Raw genomic sequence first — 20,431 nt, 5'->3', positions numbered from 1 at the left:
GGGGCCGTGCGGTGTGGTTACCGTGCGGACATGGACGAACAGCTCAGCGCACTTCTGATCAACTGCACTCTGAAGCCGTCACCGGCCGGTTCCAGCACCCACGTGCTGGGCGAACAGGTCCTCAGCGCCTTGGCGGAGCACGGCGTGACGGCCGATCGTATCCGCGCCGTCGACCACCGCATCCTTCCCGGCGTGCAGACCGACATGGGCGCTGGCGACGAATGGCCCGAACTCCGAGCTCGTGTGCTGGCCGCCGACATCATCGTCTTCGCCACTCCCACCTGGCTCGGTCAGCACTCCAGCGTGGCGCAGCGGGTGCTCGAACGGCTGGACGCCGAGCTCTCCGAGACAGACGAGCAGGGCCGCCCGATCCTCTTCGACAAGGTCGCGCTGGCGGTCGTGGTCGGCAACGAGGATGGTGCGCACCACATCTCAGCGGTGCTGTTCCAGGCACTGAACGATGTCGGGTTCACGCTTCCCGCGCAGGCATCGATCTACTGGAACGGCGAGGCGATGCAGGCCACCGACTACAAGGACCTGCCCGAGACGCCGGAGAAGGTGGCGCAGGCGACCGCCACGGCAGCGGCCAACGCTGCTCATCTGGCGCGGCTGCTCAAGCAGCAGGGGTACCCCGCCGCCTGAGCGGGGATCAGGCGCGGCGGAACTGGGAGGCGGCCGGGCAGTCGAACGGGTCGCGCGCGGCGAGGCCGACGCGGTTCAGGTACTCGATGACGATCGCGTAGGAACGCCCCAGGCTGGTCTCGGTGTACGGCACGCTGTTGGCGTTGCAGTACTCGCGAACGATCGCGCGCGCCTTGGACAGGTGCGGCCGCGGCATGTTCGGGAACAGGTGGTGCTCGACCTGATAGTTCAGGCCTCCCATCAGCCAGGTCGCCCACCAGCCGCCTGAGATGTTGCGCGAGGTGCGGACCTGCTTGGAGAAGAAGTCCAGCTTGGCGTCGGGGTGGATGATCGGCATGCCCTTGTGGTTCGGGGCGAACGAGGCGCCCATGTACACGCCGAAGACGGCGAGCATCACGCCCATGAAGGCGAACGCCATGCCCAGCGGGAGCATCAGGAAGACCGGCAACAGGATGACAGCGAAGCGCAGCGCGATGATGCCGAGTTCCGTCCAGCGTCCCTTCACCCCGCGCTGCGACACGAGGTGCTTCACGCTGAGGTAGTGCAGGTTCAGGCCCTCGAGGGTGAGCAGGGGGAAGAACAGCCAGCCCTGCTTACGGGTGATCAGGCGGACGATGCCGCGGGACTGTGCGGCGTCCGCGTCGAGGAAGGAGATCGTGTCGACCTCGATGTCGGGGTCCTTGCCGACGCGGTTCGGGTTGCCGTGGTGCTTGGTGTGCTTGGAGTCCCACCATGAATAGCTCATGCCGACGATGCCGGCGAGGATGCGTGCGAGCCGGAAATTCGCCGGTCCCGCGCTGAGGATCTGGCGGTGGGCGGCCTCGTGGGCGAGGAATGCGACCTGGGTGAAGACGATGCCGAGCGCACCCGCGATGAGCAGCTGGAACCAGCTGTCGCCCAGGAGGATGAAGCCGGCGACGCAGCCCAGGAACGCGAGCGCGATGCCCGAGGCGACGAAGATGTAGAACCACGAGGCGCGCTGCAGCAGCCCTGTCTCGCGGACGACCTGCGACACCTGCTTGTAGGCGTGCGCCATCGGCGGGAACTCGGCGGTTCCGGAGTAGGTCTGGCGGACCGGCCCGAGGGTCGCCGTGGTGGTGTCGACCTGAGTGTCGATCTGATTGAGAGTGATGATCTTCTCCTGCTGATCGGGAGCCCTTGAGCCATGGAAGCCAAGGGCGGATGCCGATCGCTGTTCTCCAGGCTACGCGGGTCGATATACGACCGACGGCATGTGTCCGGGAGCCTGCCGGTTTGTCGGCGCCCGGGTGTAGCGTGACCGCGGGAGCGGCCGCTCTCGTGATCTCGAGAAAGGCGCAGGAACATGGACTGGAAGATCGAGCTCATCTTCGTGCCGGTGACCGATGTCGACCGGGCGAAGGACTTCTACGTGAAGATCGGCTTCAACGCCGACCATGACCAGCAGGTCAACGAGGAACTGCGCTTCGTGCAGATGACGCCGCCGGGATCGGCGTGCTCGATCGCCTTCGGCACCGGACTCCGCATCGACCTCGAGCCTGGCCAGCAGAACACCATCCAGGTGGTCGTGCCCGACGCCGACGAGGCACTCGCGCATCTGCAGGACCTCGGCGTGGAGGCGCAGGGTGTCGATGAGCTCGCCTGGGGCCGGTTCGTCACCTTCGACGACCCCGACGGCAACAGCTGGACGCTCCAAGAGCTGCCCGACTACAGCGCGCAGCAGCAGTGAGCTGAGCTACTTTCGCCGGGTCGGCGCGCTCCTCTTTCGACCGTAAGCGCCTCGCGTGAGCGTATCGGCGACGGTGTGCGCCCAGGCCCGCGGAAGCAGCATACCCAGCGCGACCGCGACGACGAACAGGATGATCACGACCCCGATCGCGATCCAGAGTTCGTGCTGCGGCGAGTCGCCCCAGAAGAGCACCACCCCGATGAGCGGGAGCGGCGAGAGGATGCTGAGCAGCACGGCGAGCTGCAGTGCGCGGATGCGGCCGTGCTCATGCCGTTCGGCCAGCGCCTCCGCCCATCGACTCACGGCAGGGTTGGTGGAGAAGCGTCCCTCGGCGATGCGCCGGGGGCTCGCGTGGATGCGCGCTGCAGAGATGAACAGCAGCAGGCCGATCGCGGCGAGCAGCAGCACGACCAGTGTCCCGGTGAACACGGCGGCGTCCTCTTCGAACGGCAGAATCCCCGCGCGAGCGGCGGCGGGCAGGAAGACGACTGCGGCCGGTGAGAGCGCAAGGAGGATCACCGCCGCGGTCAAGCGAAAGCGAGTGCGCTGGTGCGCGTCGGCGAAGAGGTGCGCCTCGTCCAGGGTGACGGGCGGGTGCGCGGCGGTCGCGGGAACGCTCCCCCGGTCGGTGCCTCCGGCCGCGACTGCGACATCGGAAGAGATGCCCAGCACCGGCGCGACCTCGTCGATGTTGCCGAAATCGCTGATCACCTGTCCGACCGCCTCGTTCTCGGAGCGACCCGCGGCGATCAGGCTCGCGTAGGCGTCCTCCATCATCGCCTGCAGCTCAGCCTTCGCTTCGAGCATCCGAGGGGTCTGCGGGTGAGCACTGAACATCGTGTCCAGGTAGGCGGTGATCACGTTCACGTGGTGCCCCCTTCAAGGGTTCCGTTGATGAATCTGTCGACGACATTCTTGGTGCTGAGCCATTCCTCGACCTTGGCGTCGAGATGCGTGCGCCCGGCCTCGGTGATGCGGTAGTAGGTGCGCGCCTTACCGGAGGGCGAGAGGCCGGCGAACGAGCTGACGAAGCCGCTGATCTCGAGCCGCTTCACGGCGGAGTAGAGGGTGGTCTGCTTGATCGCGTAGTCGCTGCCGCTGATCGCAGTGATCCGCTGGGCGAGCTCGTACGCGTACGACGGATCGGTGCGCAGCAGAGACAGCACCATGAGATCGACGTACCCGCGAATCGCGTCAGCACTGATCGACATGGCTCATCTCCTTGTTTACTACAATCAACATACTATGTCTGTAATAGTATGACAAACCTGGCTTGCTTCTGCGTGAACGTGGCCGACATGGCGAAGGCCCCCGTCTCTCTGCTCGCGATGAGCAGTAGCCGGGGGCCTGCGTTCGGCCAGACTTCGAGCCTGACCTGCGCTTGTCAGAAGTCCCAGTCGTCGTCTTCGGTGGCCTCGGCCTTGCCGATGACGTACGAGGAGCCGGAGCCAGAGAAGAAGTCGTGGTTCTCGTCGGCGTTCGGCGACAGAGCCGAGAGGATCGCCGGGTTCACGTTCGTCACGCTCGACGGGAACATCGCCTCATAGCCCAGGTTCATCAGGGCCTTGTTGGCGTTGTAGTGCAGGAACTTCTTGACGTCCTCCGACAGGCCGACCGAGTCGTAGAGGTCCTGCGTGTACTGCACCTCGTTGTCGTAGAGCTCGTACAGCAGCGAGAATGTGTAGTCCTTCAGCTCGTCCCGCTTGGCCTGATCGACCTGCTCCAGCCCGCGCTGGTACTTGTAGCCGATGTAGTAGCCGTGCACGGCCTCGTCGCGGATGATGAGGCGGATCAGGTCGGCGGTGTTGGTGAGCTTCGCCCGGCTCGACCAGTGCATCGGCAGGTAGAAGCCGGAATAGAACAGGAACGACTCCAGCAGCGTGGACGCGATCTTGCGCTTCAGGGGCTCGTCACCCCGGTAATCGTGCAGCACGATCTGCGCCTTCTTCTGAAGGTTCTCGTTCTCCACCGACCAGCGGAACGCCTCGTCGATCTCCTTCGTCGAGCACAGCGTCGAGAAGATCGACGAGTAGCTCTTCGCGTGCACCGACTCCATGAACGCGATGTTGGTGTACACCGCCTCCTCGTGCGGGGTCAGCGCGTCGGGCAGCAGCGAGACGGCGCCGACCGTGCCCTGAATGGTGTCCAGCAGGGTCAGGCCGGTGAACACGCGCATGGTGAGGGTCTGCTCCTCGGCGGTGAGCGTGTTCCACGACTGGATGTCGTTCGACAGCGGCACCTTCTCGGGCAGCCAGAAGTTGTTCACCAGACGGTTCCAGACCTCGAGGTCCTTGTCGTCCTGGATACGGTTCCAGTTGATCGCCTGCACCTGGGTCGCAAGCTTGATCTGCTCGGGGGTCATCTCGTTCCTTCTCGAAGATTCCGGCGGCGGCTCAGAGCATGCAGGAGACGCACTCGGTCATGTCGGTGCCCTCCAGCGCCAGCTGCCGCAGACGGATGTAGTAGATCGTCTTGATGCCCTTGCGCCACGCGTAGATCTGCGCCTTGTTGATGTCGCGCGTGGTGGCGGTGTCCTTGAAGAACAGCGTCAGCGAAAGACCCTGGTCGACGTGCTGGGTGGCCGCCGCGTAGGTGTCGATGACCTTCTCGTAGCCGATCTCGTAGGCGTCCTGGTAGTACTCCAGGTTGTCGTTCGTCATGAACGCCGCCGGGTAGTAGACCCGGCCGAGCTTGCCCTCCTTGCGGATCTCGATCTTCGACGCGATCGGGTGGATCGACGAGGTCGAGTTGTTGATGTAGGAGATCGAGCCGGTCGGCGGCACGGCCTGCAGGTTCTGGTTGTAGATGCCGTGCTTCTGGATGCTCTCCTTCAGCTCGATCCAGTCCTGCTGGGTCGGGATGTGCTTGCCGGCGAAGAGCTCCTTGACCTTCTCGGTCGCAGGCAGCCAGGCCTGGTCGATGTACTTGTCGAAGAACTCGCCAGAGGCGTACTTCGAGTCCTCGAAGCCGTCGAAGGTCTCGCCGCGCTCGATCGCGATCCTGTTCGAAGCGCGCAGCGCGTGGAACAGCACCGTGTAGAAGTAGATGTTCGTGAAGTCGATGCCCTCTTCGGAGCCGTAGTACACGTGCTCGCGAGCCAGGTAGCCGTGCAGGTTCATCTGCCCCAGACCGATCGCGTGCGAGCGGTCGTTGCCGTCCTCGATCGAGCGCACGGAGCCGATGTGGCTCTGGTCGCTGACGGCGGTGAGCGCGCGGATGGCGGTCTCGACGGTCTGGCCGAGGTCGTCGGCGTCCATCGACAGGGCGATGTTCATCGAGCCGAGGTTGCAGGAGATGTCCTTGCCGATCTCCTTGTACGACAGGTCGTCGTTGTAGGTGGTCGGGGTGTTGACCTGAAGGATCTCGCTGCACAGGTTCGACATGTTGATGCGGCCCTTGATCGGGTTGGCCTTGTTCACCGTGTCCTCGAACATGATGTACGGGTAACCCGACTCGAACTGGATCTCGGCGATGGTCTGGAAGAACTCGCGCGCGTTGATCTTCGTCTTCTTGATGCGCGAGTCGTCGACCATCTCGCGGTACTTCTCGGTGACAGAGATGTCGCCGAAGGGCACACCGTAGACGCGCTCCACGTCGTACGGCGAGAACAGGTACATGTCCTCATCGTTCTTCGCCAGCTCGAACGTGATGTCGGGCACGACGACACCCAGCGAAAGCGTCTTGATGCGGATCTTCTCGTCGGCGTTCTCACGCTTGGTGTCGAGGAAGCGCATGATGTCGGGGTGGTGCGCCGACAGGTACACCGCGCCGGCGCCCTGACGCGCGCCGAGCTGGTTGGCGTAGCTGAAGCTGTCTTCGAGCAGCTTCATGACGGGGATGATGCCGGAGGACTGGTTCTCGATCTGCTTGATCGGCGCGCCGGCCTCGCGGATGTTCGACAGCGACAGCGCGACGCCGCCGCCGCGCTTCGACAGCTGCAGAGCGGAGTTGATGCCGCGGGCGATCGACTCCATGTTGTCTTCGATGCGCAGCAGGAAGCAGCTGACGAGCTCCCCGCGCTGCGCCTTGCCTGCATTGAGGAAGGTGGGTGTCGCGGGCTGGAAGCGGCCGGAGATGATCTCCTCGACCATGTTCACGGCGAGCTTCTCATCGCCATCGGCGAGGGCGAGGGCGGTCATCACGACACGGTCCTCGAAGCGCTCGAGGTAGCGCTTGCCGTCGAACGTCTTCAGCGTGTAGCTGGTGTAGTACTTGAACGCGCCGAGGAAGGTCTCGAAGCGGAACTTCTTGGAGTAGGCGAGGTCGTTGAGCTTCTGCACGAACTCGAACGAGTACTTGTCGATGACGGCGCCCTCGTAGTACTGCTTCTCGACCAGGTAGTCGAGGCGCTCCTTGAGGGAGTGGAAGAACACCGTGTTCTGGTTCACGTGCTGCAGGAAGTACTCCCGCGCGGCGCGCTTGTCGGCCTCGAACTGGATCTTCCCGTTCGCGTCGTACAGGTTCAGCATCGCGTTCAGGGCGTGATAATCGAGCCCTTCGTACGCGGGGTTGATCTTGAAGTCCGCCTGCTCCGTCACCGCGTCATGCTCTGCATGCTCAACTGCAATGTCCACCATCGTTCCAATCCGTCGCTCACGCGATCGACATCATCCGGCGTGCCGAATACCTCGAGCCTGTACAAGTGCGGCACGTGGCACTTGCGGCTGATGATCTCTCCGGCCAGGCAGAACGCCTCGCCGAAATTGGTGTTCCCCGCGGAGATGACTCCGCGGATGTGACGACGGTTGCGCTCGTCATTGAGGAACCGGATCACCTGCTTGGGAACGGCCCCCTTCTCCTCGCCGCGTCCCTGACCGCCCCCGTAAGTGGGGGTGACGAGCACGAACGGCTCATCGATGACGAGCTGCTCGTCGCTGCGGTGCAGAGGGATGCGGCGGGCGGGAAGCCCGAGCTTCTCGATGAAGCGTGCGGTGTTGCCCGAGACGCTCGAGAAGTAGACCAGGAGCGGCGCGGTGGTCGCGACTGCGCTCATGGCCGCTCACCTCACGCCAGACGGGCCGCGAGCTCGTCGATCTTGTCGGGACGGAAGCCCGACCAGTGGTCCTCGTCGGTGACGACGACCGGCGCCTGCATGTACCCGAGGGCCTTGACCTGCTCGAGCGCCGAGGCGTCTTCGGAGAGGTCGTGGATCTCGTACTCGATGCCCTTGGCATCGAGGGCACGGTAGGTCGCATTGCACTGCACGCACGAAGGCTTGGTGTAGACCGTGATCGACATGATTCCCGTCTTCTTCCCCTCAGATCTCAGGTTTTCCCGGACAGACCCCCGCCGGGACTTCAATACTACATATAGGGACGGACATTGCGACCGACCACTAGGGATAGTAGTTACATCCGTGTAGTTTTCCACCGCTCTCCACTGGTTAAACACATGTTGTCCACGATTCCTTCCACAGATCGCGAGACCATCCGACGCCTCGCGAGCCGCGTGTTCCCGCGGGTTCCGGAGCCGCCCGCCGGATCCATCCACAGGCGCGACGGTACGCCCGCCCTCCGACATCGGATTTCCTGTGGAGAACCTCGCTCGGCGTGTCGCGGCGTGTCGCGGCATCCCGCCCGTCGCGCCCGTCGGTGACCACGGATACAGTTCTCTGGTGGCGGGATATCGGGACCTTCTTCGCACACCGGGCGTCGGGCGGATGATCGCCGCGCAGCTGGTGGCGCGCTTCCCCAACGGCATGACCAGCCTCGCGATCCTCCTCCATGTCGAGCAGCAGACCGGATCGTACGGCGCGGCGGGCATCGTGCTAGCCGCGGCGTCGGTCGGCCAGGCCGTGGCCGGCCCCGTGACGAGCCGCTGGATGGGCGTATGGGGGATGCGCCGCGTGCTCGGCCTCACTCTCGTCGTCTGCGTGCTCTCGGTGCTCTGTCTCGCCCTGCTTCCGCTCGATCTCGCCGGATACATGGCGTTCGCGCTGCTGGCGGGCCTCTCCACTCCCCCGGTGCAGGCCGCCGTGCGCACCATCTACCCCAAGCTGGTCAACGCCGGCCAACTCACCCCGCTGTTCTCCCTGGACGCCTCTCTCCAGGAGATCATCTGGATCCTGGCCCCCGTGGTGATCACCGTCGTCTCCACTCAGGTCGGCACCATGCAGGGACTGCTGCTGGTCGCCGCGATCCTGATCGTCGGCGGAACGTGGTTCATCCTCTCCCCCGAGGTCGGACGCGTGCGCATCCCCCGCAGCCGGCGCGCCTTCGGTCGCGTGGTGCTCAAGCCGCCCGTCATGCTCGCGACCGTGATCGGGTTCCTCCTGATCGGCGCCTGCTCGGCGGTCGAGGTCGGAGTGGTGGCCACCTTCGGACATGGCGGGCTTGAGGCCGGCCTGGTGCTCGCCGTGTTCTCGGTGGGGAGCCTCGCCGGCGGACTCGCCTTCGGGCACATCCCGATCGGCAGGTGGGCGATGGCGAGGCGGCTGCTGATCGTGACGATCGGACTGTCGCTGACGATGGTGACGCTGAACATCTACTGGATCGGCGGCACGCTGCTGCTCGCGGGCATCGGCATCGCCCCCGCCCTGGCCGTGCTGTTCGCGATCACGACCGCGAGCGTGAAGTTCAGTGAGACCGCCGAGGCCTTCGGATGGGCGGGCACAGGTCAGCTCATCGGCGCGGCCGCGGGCTCGGCTGTCGCCGGCATCCTCATCGACGCAGGCGGCCCTGTCGGCGCGTACCTGGCCGCCGCTCTCTTCGCGTTCGCGGGCCTCATCGTCTCGATCGTCTTCGTCCGCGGCTTCCCCGATCTGCGCCACCGCGATCCGAGCCCCCATCCTGACACCGAGCCCGTGCAGGCGATCACGTCCTGAGACGGTCGGCGGACCGCGGAATAGGCTGGATCCGTGTCCGCACCCATCACGCTCCCCCGCCTCACCTGGGGCGAAGGGTCTCGTCAGGTTCTGCTCATCCACGGCCTCGGCTCATCCGCGGCACTGATGTGGCGCATCGGTGCCGAGCTCGCCGAAGCCGGCTGGCGGGCGACGGCGGTCGACCTGCGCGGGCACGGAAGCGCCCCGCGTGCTCTCGACTACTCGGTCGCCGCCTACGGTGCGGATGTCGCAGCGACGCGTCCAGACGACGGCGGGACGTGGGATGCGGTGGTCGGGCATTCCCTCGGCGGTGCGGCCGGCGTCGTGGCGGCCGCGTCCACCGCCGGCTGGACGAGGCGCCTCGTGCTCATCGACCCCGCCATCCAGGTGGCCGGTCGGGATGCCGGCATCATCCGGCGCAGCCAGGAGCGCGCCTTCGCGACTCCGACCGTGGAGACCGTCCGCTCGGAGCATCCGGGATGGCATCCGCAGGATGTCGAGCTGAAGGTCGACGCGGTTCTCCGCGCGAGCGCGTGGGCGGTCGAGCAGACCAGCGCGCAGAACCAGCCCTGGGACGTGCGGTCGGATGCGGCCCGCATCGCCGTTCCCACGCACATCATCGGCGCCGATCCGAAGGTCTACAGCCTGTTCACGGGCGATCTGGCGACGGCGGTGCTCGAGAACCCCCACGTCACGACGTCGACCGTCGCGGGGGCGGGCCACTCCCCGCACCGCGACAAGCCCGAAGAGACCATCCGTCAGATCCTGGAGGCCCTGAGATGAGCACGTTCGATCCCGCAGCATTCCTTCCGGACGACTTGCTCGCGCGCATCCGCGAGCGCGCGTCAGAGCATGATCGCGAGAATACCTTCCCCCAGCGGGACCTCGACGAGCTGCGCGACGCGGGCTACCTGTCGATCCTCGTGCCCGTCGAGAGAGGTGGTGCAGGGCTCGGCCTGGAGCAGGCGGCCGTACTGCAGCAGCGGCTGGCGACGGCTGCTCCGGCCACGGCGCTGGCGATCAACATGCATCTCGTCTGGACCGGCGTCGCGAAGGTGTTCTCCGACCGCGGCGTACCAGGGCTCGAGTTCGTGCAGGACGGCGCCGCGGCAGGCGAGGTGTTCGCATTCGGCATCAGCGAGGGCGGCAACGATCTGGTGCTGTTCGGCAGCGACACGGATGCAGCGCCGCAGACCGACGGCGGTTACGCCTTCACCGGCACGAAGATCTTCACGTCCCTCGCTCCGGTGTGGACGATGCTCGGCCTGCACGGGCTCGACACCACCAGTCCGGATGCCCCCAAGCTGGTCTTCGCCTTCATCGATCGCACGGACGCCGTCACGACCGGCGACGACTGGGACACGCTGGGCATGCGTGCCACGCAGAGCCGCACGACCCGGTTGAACGGCGCGGTCGCCGCACCTGAGCGCGTGGTGCGCCGCATCGATCCCGGCCCGAACCCGGATCCGATCGTGTTCGGCATCTTCAGCGTGTTCGAGCTGCTTCTCGCCTCGGTCTACACCGGCATCGCCCGCCGTGGCCTGGAACTGGCGGTGAGCACGGCTCAGCGACGGCGGTCGAAGAAGAGCGGCGCCGCATACAGCCAGGACCCGGACATCCGGTGGCGCATCGCCGACATGGCGCTCGCATACGACGCCCTGCCGCCGCAGATCGCGACGCTTGCGCGGGACGTCGATGTACTCACCGACCACGGCTCCCGCTGGTTCACGCTGCTGTCGGGTGTGAAGCACCGCGCAGTCGTGATGGCGAAGCGGGTGGTCGACGAGGCCATGCTGGTCGCCGGCGGCGGGTCCTACTTCAGTTCGAACGAGCTGTCGCGCCTGTACCGAGACGTCCTCGCCGGGATGTTCCACCCCTCCGATCCCGAGTCCGCCCACTCCACCGCGGCGAGCGCATGGCTCGGACCGCTCGAGGCCTGACGGCGAGTCACTTGCGGTCGAAGTCGAAGGCCTTCAGCAGCTCGTCGACGGCCTGATCACCCTGCTCGCCTCCGTGCTCGAACATGTGCGCGACGTGCGTGCGGAGGTGGTTCTCGAGCAGCAGCCGGTTCAGCGATTCCAGGGAACGCTGGACGGCGCGGGTCTGAGTGAGGATGTCCATGCAGTACTCCTCGCTCTCGATCATCCGCGCGATACCGCGCAGCTGACCTTCGAGGATGCTGGTGCGATGCAGAGCGCGCTTCTTGATGTCGTCGATCACGCTTCGAGCGTAGTCGGCGTGAAAGGATGTCGGCATGTCGCGTACCCCCATGGCGCTGCTCTCGCCCGCCGATCAGGAGCGGCTGCGCGGCCTGCGCCGGATGAAGGCCGTCGCCCTCGGCGCACTGATCCTGATGGCCGCGCTGTTCGTCGTCGCCTTCTGGCTGCGTGACCAGCATCCGTGGCTCGAGTACGTCCGCGCCGCCGCCGAAGGCGGCATGGTCGGGGCGCTGGCCGACTGGTTCGCTGTGACCGCGCTCTTCCGTCGGCCACTGGGGCTGCCCATCCCGCACACCGCGATCATCCCGAACCGCAAGGACGAGATCGGCCGCACGCTCGGAGAGTTCGTGGAGACGAACTTCCTGTCCGGCGACGTCGTACGGGCCAAGCTGTCCACCGCTGCCGTCTCACGGCGATTCGGCGAGTGGCTGCGCGAGCCGGCGCACGCCGAGCGGGTGGCCGCCGAGGCGTCGACGGTGGCGTCAGCGGTGCTGCGCGCTCTCAGCGACGACGACGTGCAGGACCTGATCGCCGACCTCGCGCGCGAGCATCTCGTCGAGCCCGATTGGGCCCCGTCGGCCGGCGGGTGGCTGCAGAGGATCGTCGAGGCCGACGCGCATCGGGGTGCCGTCGATCTGGCCGTCGACAGCATCGCCGGCTGGCTGGACGCCAACGCCCACACCTTCAGCGGGCTGGTCTCGCGACGGCTGCCCGGTTGGGTGCCCAAGCTCGCGCACCGGTTCGTCGACGAGACTGTGTATCACGAGGCCGTGCGATTCGTCGCCGCCGTGCAGGCCGACCCGCAGCACCCCGCTCGCCTCGCACTCGACGGCTACCTCGGGCGCCTCGCCGAGGGACTGCAGCACGATCCGGCCGTACGAGACCGCTTCGAGGGGGCGAAGTCCGCCCTGTTCGACAGTCCGCGGGTGATCGCGCTGGCAGCGCAGGCCTGGGAGACCGCCAAAACCGGAATGCTCAACGCGCTCGCCGATCCGCAGAGCGGGTTGCGTCGGCGCGCCGCATCCGCCCTGAGCGAGATCGGCGAACGCCTCGCGAGCGAACCTGCGCTGCAGGCTCGCGTGGACGGCTGGGTGACCGACGCCGCCGTCTTCCTCGTCGACCGCTACCGGCATGACATCGCGTCGATCATCACCGACACGGTGGAGAAGTGGGATGCCGCCGAGACGACCGAGAAGATCGAGCTGATGGTGGGACGCGACCTTCAGTACATCCGCCTGAACGGCACGGTCGTCGGCGCCATGGCCGGCCTGGCCATCTTCGCCGTCGCGCACGCGCTGATCCCCGGGATCTGATTCCGACCACGAACTGGAGGCCGAAATGGCTCTGTCCCACGACCCGCTCTGGCCCCGCGCCGGCTCCTGGCCCGCCTTCGACGGCGCCGCCGATGCCGTGCTGCTCGGCGTCCCGGCCTGGCGCACGTCGCTCTCCCCCACCGGTGCGCACGCCACCCCTGCCGCGGTGCGCGACGCGCTGAGCCGTTACAGCGCCACGCTGATGGGACCGCCCGTCGTGGAGCTCGACAGCGTCCTTCGCATCGCCGATGCCGGTGACGTCGCCGATCCTGACACCGCCGACGGCGTTGAAGCAGTGGTCGCGCGCGTGCGGGAACTGGCGCCGGCGTTCGTCATCGCGCTGGGCGGCGACAACTCCGTCACCTACGCGGCCGCACGGGGCGCGGGTGCGACGGGCCTCATCACCTTCGATGCCCACTTCGATCTGCGCGACGGCGTCTCCAACGGCTCACCGGTCAGACGCCTCGTGGAGGATGCTCCGCTCAGCGAGCGCATCGATCCACGCCGCATCGTGCAGATCGGCATCGCCGACTTCGCGAACTCCGCCGCCTATGCGGCACGTGCCGCCGCCTGGGGCATCCGCGTGATCGCCCTCGACGAGCTGCGACGACGCGGCATCGACGATGTCGTGGCCGAAGCAGTCGAGATCGCCGGTGGCGGCGGCGAGGCCCGCATCCACCTCGACGTCGACGTCGACGTCGCGGATCGCTCGGTGGCGCCCGGATGTCCCGCGAGCCTCCCGGGCGGCCTGCAGGCATGGGAGCTGCGTGCGCTGACCCGCGCGGTGGCCGCTGATCACCGCGTCGTCAGCGCCGACCTCGTCGAGGTCGACGCCGCCGCCGATGCCGCCGATCATCGCACTGTGCGACTGACCGCGCTGTGCGTGCTGGAGTTGCTCGCAGGACTCGCGTCCCGACGGCGCAGTTGACGACGCCGGCGGGCCATCGCACTGCTCGTGCGGTGCTCCCCGTCGAACCCGGCGGCGTGTAGTGCGCAGGATCCATCGCGAGGCTACGTCGCCCCGCTCGCCCGCGCCACCCCCTCCCGCGATTGCGGTCCGGCATGCATGCTGACAGGTCACGACAGAGGAGGAGACATGACCGGTCCGAACAGCCCGTTGAAGGACAAGGACTACAACCTGGTGTGCGTCGTCGAGGCATCGTTGCGCAATGCGTGGCAGATGCAGACCTACATCGACGACGCGGATGCCGCCGGTGACGCCGAACTCGCCGAGTGGTTCCGCAAGATCCAGCACAACAGCGTGAAGGCGGGCGAGCAGGGCAAACGGATGCTGCTGGAGCGTCTTCAGGTCGGAGGCGATGCCGCATGAGCATCGCACCCACCGACAGCGGCACGACCAAGGGCGTCTGCGACGTGTGCGGGAACGTCTACGACAAGATGATCGTGGTGACACGCGGCGGCGCCGTGGGCACCTTCGACAGCTTCGAGTGCGCGATCCACGCGATGGCTCCGGAGTGCGAGCACTGCGGATGCCGCGTGATCGGCCACGGGGTCGAAGCGGACGGCCGCATCTTCTGCTGTGCGAACTGTGCGCGGCAGACCGGCGAGACCGAGCTGACCGATCGGGTGTGAGTGCGATCTAGCCTCTCAGCGCTTCAGCGATCGGCGTCCCGCCGCCGTTGAACCGGATGGTGCGGCGGATCGTGGCCGGTTCGATCAGGGTCTGCGCGATCACCTGCGCGACGTCGGCACGCGAGACCTCGCCGGATTCGGATGCTGCCACGTCGATCGTGCCGGTGGCGGGCCCGAGCGTAAGCCTGCTGGGCCCCAGCACCGTCCAGTCCAACCCGGACGAGCGCAGATGCTCGTCTGCCTCGGCCTTCGCTTCCGCGTAGGCGAAGAAGGGATCGGCCGGGTCGATACCGTGGTCGACCGACGAGCCGTAGTACGACACCATCACGTATCGCCGCACACCGGCTTCCGCCGCCGCGTCCATCGATCGTGTCGCCGCCTCCAGATCGACGGCCCTCGTGCGCGCGGGGTTCCCGCCGCCGGCACCCGCCGACCAGACCACGGCGTCGTGTCCCGCGATGAGCTGCTGCAGTGAATCGCGGTTCTCTCGCTCGATGTCGAAGACGACGGGTGAGCCGCCGGCCTCGCGCACATCGGACTGCTGGTCCGGATCGCGGATCACCGCGGTGACCTCGTCGCCGCGAGCGGAGAGCAGTGGAGCGAGCAGAAGGGCCACCTTGCCGTGGCCACCGATGATGAGTGTCCGTGCCATCCGTCCACGCTACTCCCGGCGGACGGCACCCGGCTCGGTGTTCAGCGGATGGCCACGCCGTCCTTCCACACCTGACGCACCAGCGGAACTCCCGGCCGGTATGCCAGGTGCACTCGGGTCGGCGCGTCGAGCAGCACCAGATCGGCGCGCTTGCCGGGCGCGAGGACGCCGACATCGTCGCGGCGCAGGGCACGGGCTCCCCCGGCGGTGGCCGCCCAGATCGCCTCGGCCGGCGTCATCCCCATGTCGCGCACGGCGACCGCGATGCAGAACGGCATCGAAGAGGTGAAGCTCGACCCCGGGTTCGTGTCGCAGGCCAGCGCCACCGTCACTCCTGAATCGATCAGATGGCGCGCGTCGGGGTACGGCTGCCGTGTCGAGAACTCCACCCCTGGCAGCAGGGTCAGCACGGTCGAGGACGCGGCGAGCGCCTCCATGTCGGGGGCCGTCAGGTACGTGCCGTGGTCGACCGATGCCGCGCCGAGTTCGATCGCGAGCCGCACCCCCTCCCCTGGACCGAGCTGGCTGGCGTGCACCCGTGGCATCAGCCCGCGGGCGATGCCGGCCTCGAGGACGCGCCGGGACTGCTCGACCGTGAAGGCGCCGGTCTCGCAGAACACGTCGATCCACTTCGCATGCGGTGCGCAGGCGTCGAGCATCTCCCCGGTGACGAGGTCGACGTACTCATCTGCACGGCCCGCGTATTCCGCCGGCACGACGTGGGCACCGAGGAACGTGACCTCGGAGGTGACCTCGGCGGCGAGCCGCACGAGCCGTTCCTCGGCGGCGACGTCGAGCCCGTAGCCGCTCTTGATCTCGATCGTGGTCGTGCCCTGCGCGAGCATCTCGTCGACCATGCCGCGGACACGGGTGCGCAGTTCCTCGTCGGTCGCTGCGCGGGTGGCCGCCACGGTCGATCGGATGCCGCCTGCGGCATAGCTCTGTCCCGCCATGCGCGCCTCGAACTCCGCGGCACGGTCGCCGCCGAAGATGATGTGGCTGTGGCTGTCGACGAATCCCGGGATGACGGCGCGTCCAGCGGCGTCCACGATCTCGTCGGCATCGGGGGCGTCCGCGGTGGCGCCCGTCCAGGCGATGCGGTCGCGCTCGATGAGCACAGCCGCATCGATCATCGTGCCGAAGCGGTCCTCGGACGAGCCGGCGTTCGTCGTCAGCTCGCCGATGTTGGTGATCAGCGTGGCGGTCACAGCATCGGCACCTTGAGACCGCGCTCGCGAGCGATGTCGCGGGCGTGCTCGTAACCGGCATCGACGTGACGCATCACTCCGGTGCCGGGGTCGTTGGTGAGCACTCGCTCCAGCTTCTGTGCGGCGAGCTCCGAGCCGTCTGCGACCGTGACCTGACCGGCGTGGATGCTGCGGCCGATCCCGACTCCTCCGCCGTGGTGCAGCGACACCCAGCTCGCGCCGGAGGCGGTGTTCAGCAGCGCGTTCAGCAGCGGCCAGTCGGCGATCGCGTCGGAGCCGTCCTTCATGGCCTCGGTCTCACGGTACGGCGAGGCGACCGACCCGGAATCGAGATGGTCCCGTCCGATCACGATCGGCGCCTTGAGCTCGCCCGAGGCGACCATCTCGTTGAACTTCAGCCCGGCGAGGTGACGCTCCTTGTAGCCGAGCCAGCAGATGCGGGCTGGTAGGCCCTCGAAGTGCACCTTCTCGCCGGCCTTCTCGAGCCAGCGGTGCAGCGCCTTGTCCTCGGGGAACAGCTCGGCTATGGCGCGGTCGGTGGCGTAGATGTCCTCGGGGTCGCCCGACAGCGCTGCCCAGCGGAACGGACCGCGACCCTCCTCGAACTGCGGACGGATGTATGCCGGCACGAAACCGGGGAACTCGAAGGCGCGGTCGAAGCCTCCCAGCTGCGCTTCGGCACGAATCGAGTTGCCGTAGTCGAACACGGCTGCGCCGTCGTCCTGGAAGGCGACCATCGCGGCGACGTGCACGGCCATCGACTCGCGCGAACGACGCGTGAACTCCTCGGGATCGCGCTCGGCCTCGGCCTTCCAGTCCTCGAACGCGATGCCGCTCGGCAGGTAGGCGAGCGGATCGTGCGCACTCGTCTGGTCGGTGACGATGTCGATCGGCACTCCCCGCCGCTTCAGCTCGGGGAACACCTCCGCGGCGTTGCCGAGCACGCCGACCGAGAGCGCGTCCCCCGCATCCTTCGCTGCGACGACGCGTGCGATGGCGGTGTCGAGGTCGGTGGTGTACTCGTCGAGGTATCCGTGGTTCACTCGCCGCGCCAGCCGCGACTCATCCACGTCGACGATCAGCACCGCGCCCTCGTTGAGCGTCACGGCGAGCGGCTGCGCTCCGCCCATGCCTCCGGCTCCGCCGGTGAGGGTCAGCGTGCCTGCGAGCGAGTCCCGCCCCAGGGACCGTGCGACAGCCGCGAAGGTCTCGTAGGTGCCCTGCAGAATCCCCTGGGTGCCGATGTAGATCCACGAGCCCGCGGTCATCTGGCCGTACATCGTGAGCCCGAGCGCCTCGAGGCGGCGGAACTCCGGCCAGTTCGCCCAATCGCCGACGAGGTTGGAATTCGCGATGAGCACGCGCGGCGCCCACTCGTGGGTGCGGAAGACCCCGACGGGCTTGCCGGACTGCACGAGCAGCGTCTCGTCGGGCTCGAGCTCGTCGAGAGTGCGGACGATCGCGTCATACGCCTCCCAGCTGCGCGCCGCCCGCCCGGTACCGCCGTAGACGACGAGATCCTCGGGGTGCTCTGCGACCTCGGGATCGAGGTTGTTCATCAGCATCCGCTTGGCTGCCTCGGCGCCCCAGCTCTTCGCGGTGCGCTCGCTGCCGCGGGCGGCTCGCACGGTCCGCCGATCGCTGTCGCTGACGGACTTGTCGGTGAGGGTGTCAGACATTCGCGTGCTCCTTCGCAGTGGCGAGGACGGCGCCCGAGCGCACGAGCTCGGTGACCGCCTCCATATCGGGTGAGAGGAACTGATCGGGCCCGGGGCCATCGGCCACGGTGCGCACAAGGTCGCGGACCGCGCCGGTGGCAGGCCCGGCCTCGAGCGGCGCGCGCAGGTCGAGCGCCCTTGCACCGGTGAGGATCTCGATGGCGAGCACCCTGGTGAGGCCGTCGATGGCACGGCGGAGCTTGCGCGCCGCCGCCCAGCCCATCGACACGTGGTCCTCCTGCATGGCGGAGGACGGGATGGAGTCCACGGATGCGGGGACGGCGAGACGTTTGAGCTCCGAGACGATCCCCGCGGCGGCGTACTGTGCGATCATGAGGCCCGAGTCGACGCCCACCTCATGCGCGAGGAACGGAGGCAGCCCGTGGCTGCGCGCAGGGTCGAGGGCGCGGTCGGTGCGGCGCTCTGAGACGGATGCCACATCCGCGACCGAGATCGCCAGGAAGTCGAGTACGGCGGCGACTGGCGCGCCGTGGAAGTTCCCGTTCGACTCGATGCGGCCGTCAGAGGTGACGACGGGGTTGTCGATGACGGCTGCGAGCTCGCGCTCGGCGATGAGTTGCGCGTGCGACATCGTGTCACGCGCGGCTCCGTGGACCTGAGGAGCGCAGCGAAGAGAGTAGGCGTCCTGCACGCGTCCGTCCTCGGGGCCTTTGTGACTCGCGACCATCGGCGAGCTGCCGAGGAAGACACGGAGGTTGCCGGCGGATGCCGCCTGCCCGGTCTGCGGGCGCAGCGACATGAGGTCGGCGGCGAAGACCGCGTCGGTGCCGAGCTGCGACTCGATCGACATCGCGGCGGCGAGGTCGGCCGTTCCGACCAGGTTCTCCAGGTCATGCAGCGACAGCACGAGCATGCCGAGCATGCCGTCGGTTCCGTTGATGAGCGCAAGGCCCTCCTTCTCGACGAGTGCGAGGGACTCGATGCCGGCATGCGCGAGGGCTGCCGCGGCGGGCTGTCTCTCCGAAGGCGTACCGTCAGGGGCAATGACACGCACTTCCCCCTCGCCCATGGCGGCCAGGGCGACGTGGGCGAGCGGCGCCAGGTCGCCGGAGCATCCGAGGGAGCCGTACTCGCGCACCACCGGCGTGATACCGGCGTTCAGCATCGCCGCATAGGTCTCGACGACCTGAGGGCGTACGCCGGTGTGGCCGGATGCAAGAGTCTGCAGGCGCAGCAGCTGAAGGGCGCGCACGACCTCGGTCTCCACCTCAGCGCCCGTGCCCGCGGCGTGCGAGCGGATCAGGCTCAGCTGCAGCTGGCGGCGTCGTTCCGGCGCGATGAACGTGGTCGCCAGCGCACCGAACCCGGTGGACACCCCGTAATGCGGCTCGGGATCTGCCGCCATTCCGTCGACGACCGCCCGCGCCTTCACGACGCGTTCAAGCGCGGCGTCCGCGATGTCGACCTTCGCGAAGTGGCGCGCGACGGCGACGACCTCCGCCGGAGTGAGGGGTGCGGTGCCGACGATGACGGGAGAGGAATGCTGCATGTTTCGATTCCACACCGTGCAGCGGCCCGACGGTACGGCATCCTGGCAGACTGTGTCTGTGATCCCAGACGAGCGCGCGACACAGGACGAGCACCGGCGGGCGCAGGTTCCCGCGGCGGACCAGACGCTGCGCATCCTGAGGCATCTGGCTCGGCGGCCTGCGCCGGTCGCCGCGTCGGCTCTGGCCCGCGACCTGGGGATCCCGCGGTCTACGATCTACCACCTGCTCAGCACGCTGCAATCACACGGATTCGTGGTGCACCTTGCGCAGGAGCGGCGGTGGGGGCTGGGCACCAGCGCGTTCGAGCTGGCAGGAGGATACTCGAGACAGGAGCCCCTGGCCCGGCTGGGACGACCGCTGGTCGCCTCGCTCGCCGACCGCCTCGGCGAAAGCGCACATCTCGCCGTGATGAGCGGTCGTGACGTGCTCTACATCGTCGAGGAGCGCGCGGCGAGACGTCCGGCCCTGGTGACGGAGGTGGGTGTGCGGCTGCCGGCGCACCTCACCGCGACGGGGAGAGCGATGCTGGCGGCCCTGCCCCGAACCCAGGTGCGTGCGCTCTATCCGGATGCGTCCGCATTCACGAACCGAACCGGGCGGGGGCCGGGCCGGCCGGCGGAGCTGCGCGAACTGCTGCGCCAGGTGCGGCAGAACGGCGTGGCCACCGAGGACGGAGAGGTGACGGCGGGGTTCCGCTCGGTCGCGGCGCCCGTGCTCGACCATGCCGGATGGCCGGCGGCCTCCATCGCCGTCACGTGGGAAGGCGATCTCGACCCCGACCCGACCGCCGCCGTCCAGGCGGCGGCCCGTGTGCTGGAAAGCCGGCTCGGCTTCGACAGGCGCTGACGCCCGAGCGCGGGGCTTTCCACGGGCGTTAACGCAAAAGAGCCACCCAACGATGGGTGGCTCTTTCACAGAAGAAGTCCGGCGGTGTCCTACTCTCCCACAGGGTCCCCCCTGCAGTACCATCGGCGCTGTGAGGCTTAGCTTCCGGGTTCGGAATGTGACCGGGCGTTTCCCTCACGCTATGGCCGCCGAAACACT

The 20,431-nt window shown here is 67.6% G+C and carries 21 protein-coding genes, 1 rRNA gene and 1 pseudogene; 10 read left to right on the top strand and 13 right to left on the bottom strand.

The features are described from left to right. Positions 1-30: 30 nt before the first annotated feature. A complete protein-coding gene (locus RIN43_RS10980; protein ID WP_309128964.1) occupies positions 31-642 on the top strand; it encodes an NAD(P)H-dependent oxidoreductase in 612 nt (203 codons plus the stop codon). A 7-nt stretch (positions 643-649) separates the two neighbouring features. Here the strand turns inward: RIN43_RS10980 and RIN43_RS10975 are convergent. Then, positions 650-1,832, bottom strand: a pseudogene (locus RIN43_RS10975) (fatty acid desaturase family protein). A gap of 134 nt (positions 1,833-1,966) precedes the next feature. Here RIN43_RS10975 and RIN43_RS10970 point away from each other — a divergent pair. Further along, a complete protein-coding gene (locus RIN43_RS10970; protein WP_309128963.1) occupies positions 1,967-2,350 on the top strand; it encodes a VOC family protein in 384 nt (127 codons plus the stop codon). A gap of 6 nt (positions 2,351-2,356) precedes the next feature. Here RIN43_RS10970 and RIN43_RS10965 read toward each other — a convergent pair whose 3' ends face one another. The 6 genes from RIN43_RS10965 to nrdH form a co-directional block, all read right to left on the bottom strand. Continuing rightward, positions 2,357-3,217 (bottom strand): permease prefix domain 1-containing protein, encoded by an 861-nt coding sequence (locus RIN43_RS10965; protein ID WP_309128962.1) that lies wholly within the window; start codon positions 3,215-3,217, stop codon positions 2,357-2,359. Continuing rightward, entirely contained in the window at positions 3,214-3,561 is a 348-nt protein-coding gene (locus RIN43_RS10960; protein ID WP_309128961.1) for a helix-turn-helix transcriptional regulator, read from the bottom strand. The genes RIN43_RS10965 and RIN43_RS10960 overlap by 4 nt, the downstream gene beginning before the upstream one ends. A 173-nt stretch (positions 3,562-3,734) precedes the next feature. Beyond that, the gene (nrdF, locus tag RIN43_RS10955; RefSeq protein ID WP_309128960.1) at positions 3,735-4,712 is read right to left on the bottom strand and encodes a class 1b ribonucleoside-diphosphate reductase subunit beta; all 978 of its coding nucleotides are present in this window, start codon (positions 4,710-4,712) and stop codon (positions 3,735-3,737) included. Positions 4,713-4,743: 31 nt separating this feature from the next. Beyond that, positions 4,744-6,888: a class 1b ribonucleoside-diphosphate reductase subunit alpha gene (nrdE, locus tag RIN43_RS10950; protein ID WP_309128959.1), complete on the bottom strand. Its 2,145-nt coding sequence runs from the start codon at positions 6,886-6,888 to the stop codon at positions 4,744-4,746. Then, positions 6,885-7,343 carry a class Ib ribonucleoside-diphosphate reductase assembly flavoprotein NrdI gene (nrdI, locus tag RIN43_RS10945; RefSeq protein WP_309128958.1) on the bottom strand — a complete coding sequence of 153 codons (459 nt, stop codon included), beginning with the start codon at positions 7,341-7,343 and terminating at the stop codon, positions 6,885-6,887. The genes nrdE and nrdI overlap by 4 nt, the downstream gene beginning before the upstream one ends. Before the next feature lie 11 nt (positions 7,344-7,354). Then, positions 7,355-7,588 carry a glutaredoxin-like protein NrdH gene (gene nrdH, locus RIN43_RS10940; protein WP_182253815.1) on the bottom strand — a complete coding sequence of 78 codons (234 nt, stop codon included), beginning with the start codon at positions 7,586-7,588 and terminating at the stop codon, positions 7,355-7,357. A 376-nt stretch (positions 7,589-7,964) separates the two neighbouring features. Here nrdH and RIN43_RS10935 point away from each other — a divergent pair, with 376 nt between their 5' ends. The 3 genes from RIN43_RS10935 to RIN43_RS10925 are packed head-to-tail and all read left to right on the top strand — an operon-like array spanning position 7,965 to position 11,113. Continuing rightward, positions 7,965-9,173 (top strand): MFS transporter, encoded by a 1,209-nt coding sequence (locus RIN43_RS10935; RefSeq protein WP_309128957.1) that lies wholly within the window; start codon positions 7,965-7,967, stop codon positions 9,171-9,173. A 33-nt stretch (positions 9,174-9,206) separates the two neighbouring features. Beyond that, complete coding sequence (locus tag RIN43_RS10930) at positions 9,207-9,956, top strand: alpha/beta hydrolase (protein WP_309128956.1); 750 nt, start codon at positions 9,207-9,209, stop codon at positions 9,954-9,956. Then, a complete protein-coding gene (locus RIN43_RS10925; RefSeq protein WP_309128955.1) occupies positions 9,953-11,113 on the top strand; it encodes an acyl-CoA dehydrogenase family protein in 1,161 nt (386 codons plus the stop codon). Before RIN43_RS10930 ends, RIN43_RS10925 begins: the two co-directional genes overlap by 4 nt. A gap of 7 nt (positions 11,114-11,120) precedes the next feature. Here the strand turns inward: RIN43_RS10925 and RIN43_RS10920 are convergent, their stop codons facing one another. Beyond that, positions 11,121-11,393, bottom strand: a complete 273-nt coding sequence (locus RIN43_RS10920; protein ID WP_309128954.1) for a metal-sensitive transcriptional regulator — start codon at positions 11,391-11,393, stop codon at positions 11,121-11,123. A gap of 34 nt (positions 11,394-11,427) precedes the next feature. On the opposite strand from RIN43_RS10920, the gene RIN43_RS10915 reads away from it, so the two are divergent. The 4 genes from RIN43_RS10915 to RIN43_RS10900 all read left to right on the top strand — a co-directional run bounded on the left by RIN43_RS10915 (position 11,428) and on the right by RIN43_RS10900 (position 14,298). Then, the gene (locus tag RIN43_RS10915; RefSeq protein WP_309128953.1) at positions 11,428-12,705 is read left to right on the top strand and encodes a DUF445 domain-containing protein; all 1,278 of its coding nucleotides are present in this window, start codon (positions 11,428-11,430) and stop codon (positions 12,703-12,705) included. Between the two features lie 25 nt (positions 12,706-12,730). Continuing rightward, on the top strand, positions 12,731-13,633 hold the full coding sequence (locus RIN43_RS10910) for an arginase family protein (RefSeq protein ID WP_309128952.1): 903 nt from the start codon (positions 12,731-12,733) through the stop codon (positions 13,631-13,633). Between the two features lie 168 nt (positions 13,634-13,801). Further along, positions 13,802-14,035 (top strand): hypothetical protein, encoded by a 234-nt coding sequence (locus tag RIN43_RS10905; protein WP_309128951.1) that lies wholly within the window; start codon positions 13,802-13,804, stop codon positions 14,033-14,035. Then, the gene (locus RIN43_RS10900; RefSeq protein ID WP_309128950.1) at positions 14,032-14,298 is read left to right on the top strand and encodes a hypothetical protein; all 267 of its coding nucleotides are present in this window, start codon (positions 14,032-14,034) and stop codon (positions 14,296-14,298) included. Before RIN43_RS10905 ends, RIN43_RS10900 begins: the two co-directional genes overlap by 4 nt. Positions 14,299-14,305: 7 nt before the next feature. Here the strand turns inward: RIN43_RS10900 and RIN43_RS10895 are convergent, their stop codons facing one another. From RIN43_RS10895 to hutH, 4 genes are read right to left on the bottom strand one after another with little or no spacing between them, the layout of a single operon-like run. Next, a complete protein-coding gene (locus tag RIN43_RS10895) occupies positions 14,306-14,950 on the bottom strand; it encodes an SDR family oxidoreductase (RefSeq protein ID WP_309128949.1) in 645 nt (214 codons plus the stop codon). Positions 14,951-14,991: 41 nt separating this feature from the next. Beyond that, positions 14,992-16,158: an imidazolonepropionase gene (gene hutI, locus RIN43_RS10890; RefSeq protein WP_309128948.1), complete on the bottom strand. Its 1,167-nt coding sequence runs from the start codon at positions 16,156-16,158 to the stop codon at positions 14,992-14,994. Beyond that, positions 16,155-17,837, bottom strand: coding sequence for a urocanate hydratase (hutU, locus tag RIN43_RS10885; RefSeq protein ID WP_309128947.1), 1,683 nt, complete (start codon positions 17,835-17,837; stop codon positions 16,155-16,157). Before hutU ends, hutI begins: the two co-directional genes overlap by 4 nt. Further along, entirely contained in the window at positions 17,830-19,386 is a 1,557-nt protein-coding gene (gene hutH / locus RIN43_RS10880) for a histidine ammonia-lyase (RefSeq protein ID WP_309128946.1), read from the bottom strand. The genes hutU and hutH overlap by 8 nt, the downstream gene beginning before the upstream one ends. Here hutH and RIN43_RS10875 point away from each other — a divergent pair. Beyond that, complete coding sequence (locus RIN43_RS10875) at positions 19,385-20,233, top strand: IclR family transcriptional regulator (protein ID WP_309128945.1); 849 nt, start codon at positions 19,385-19,387, stop codon at positions 20,231-20,233. The two genes, hutH and RIN43_RS10875, sit on opposite strands and share 2 nt — an antisense overlap. 76 nt (positions 20,234-20,309) lie before the next feature. Here the strand turns inward: RIN43_RS10875 and rrf are convergent. Continuing rightward, positions 20,310-20,426, bottom strand: a 5S ribosomal RNA gene (gene rrf / locus RIN43_RS10870). Positions 20,427-20,431 lie beyond the last annotated feature (5 nt).

It is taken from the genome of Microbacterium sp., from assembly GCF_031178445.1.
GTDB lineage: Bacteria > Actinomycetota > Actinomycetes > Actinomycetales > Microbacteriaceae > Microbacterium.
This window is presented reverse-complemented; position numbering and strand designations above follow the sequence as displayed.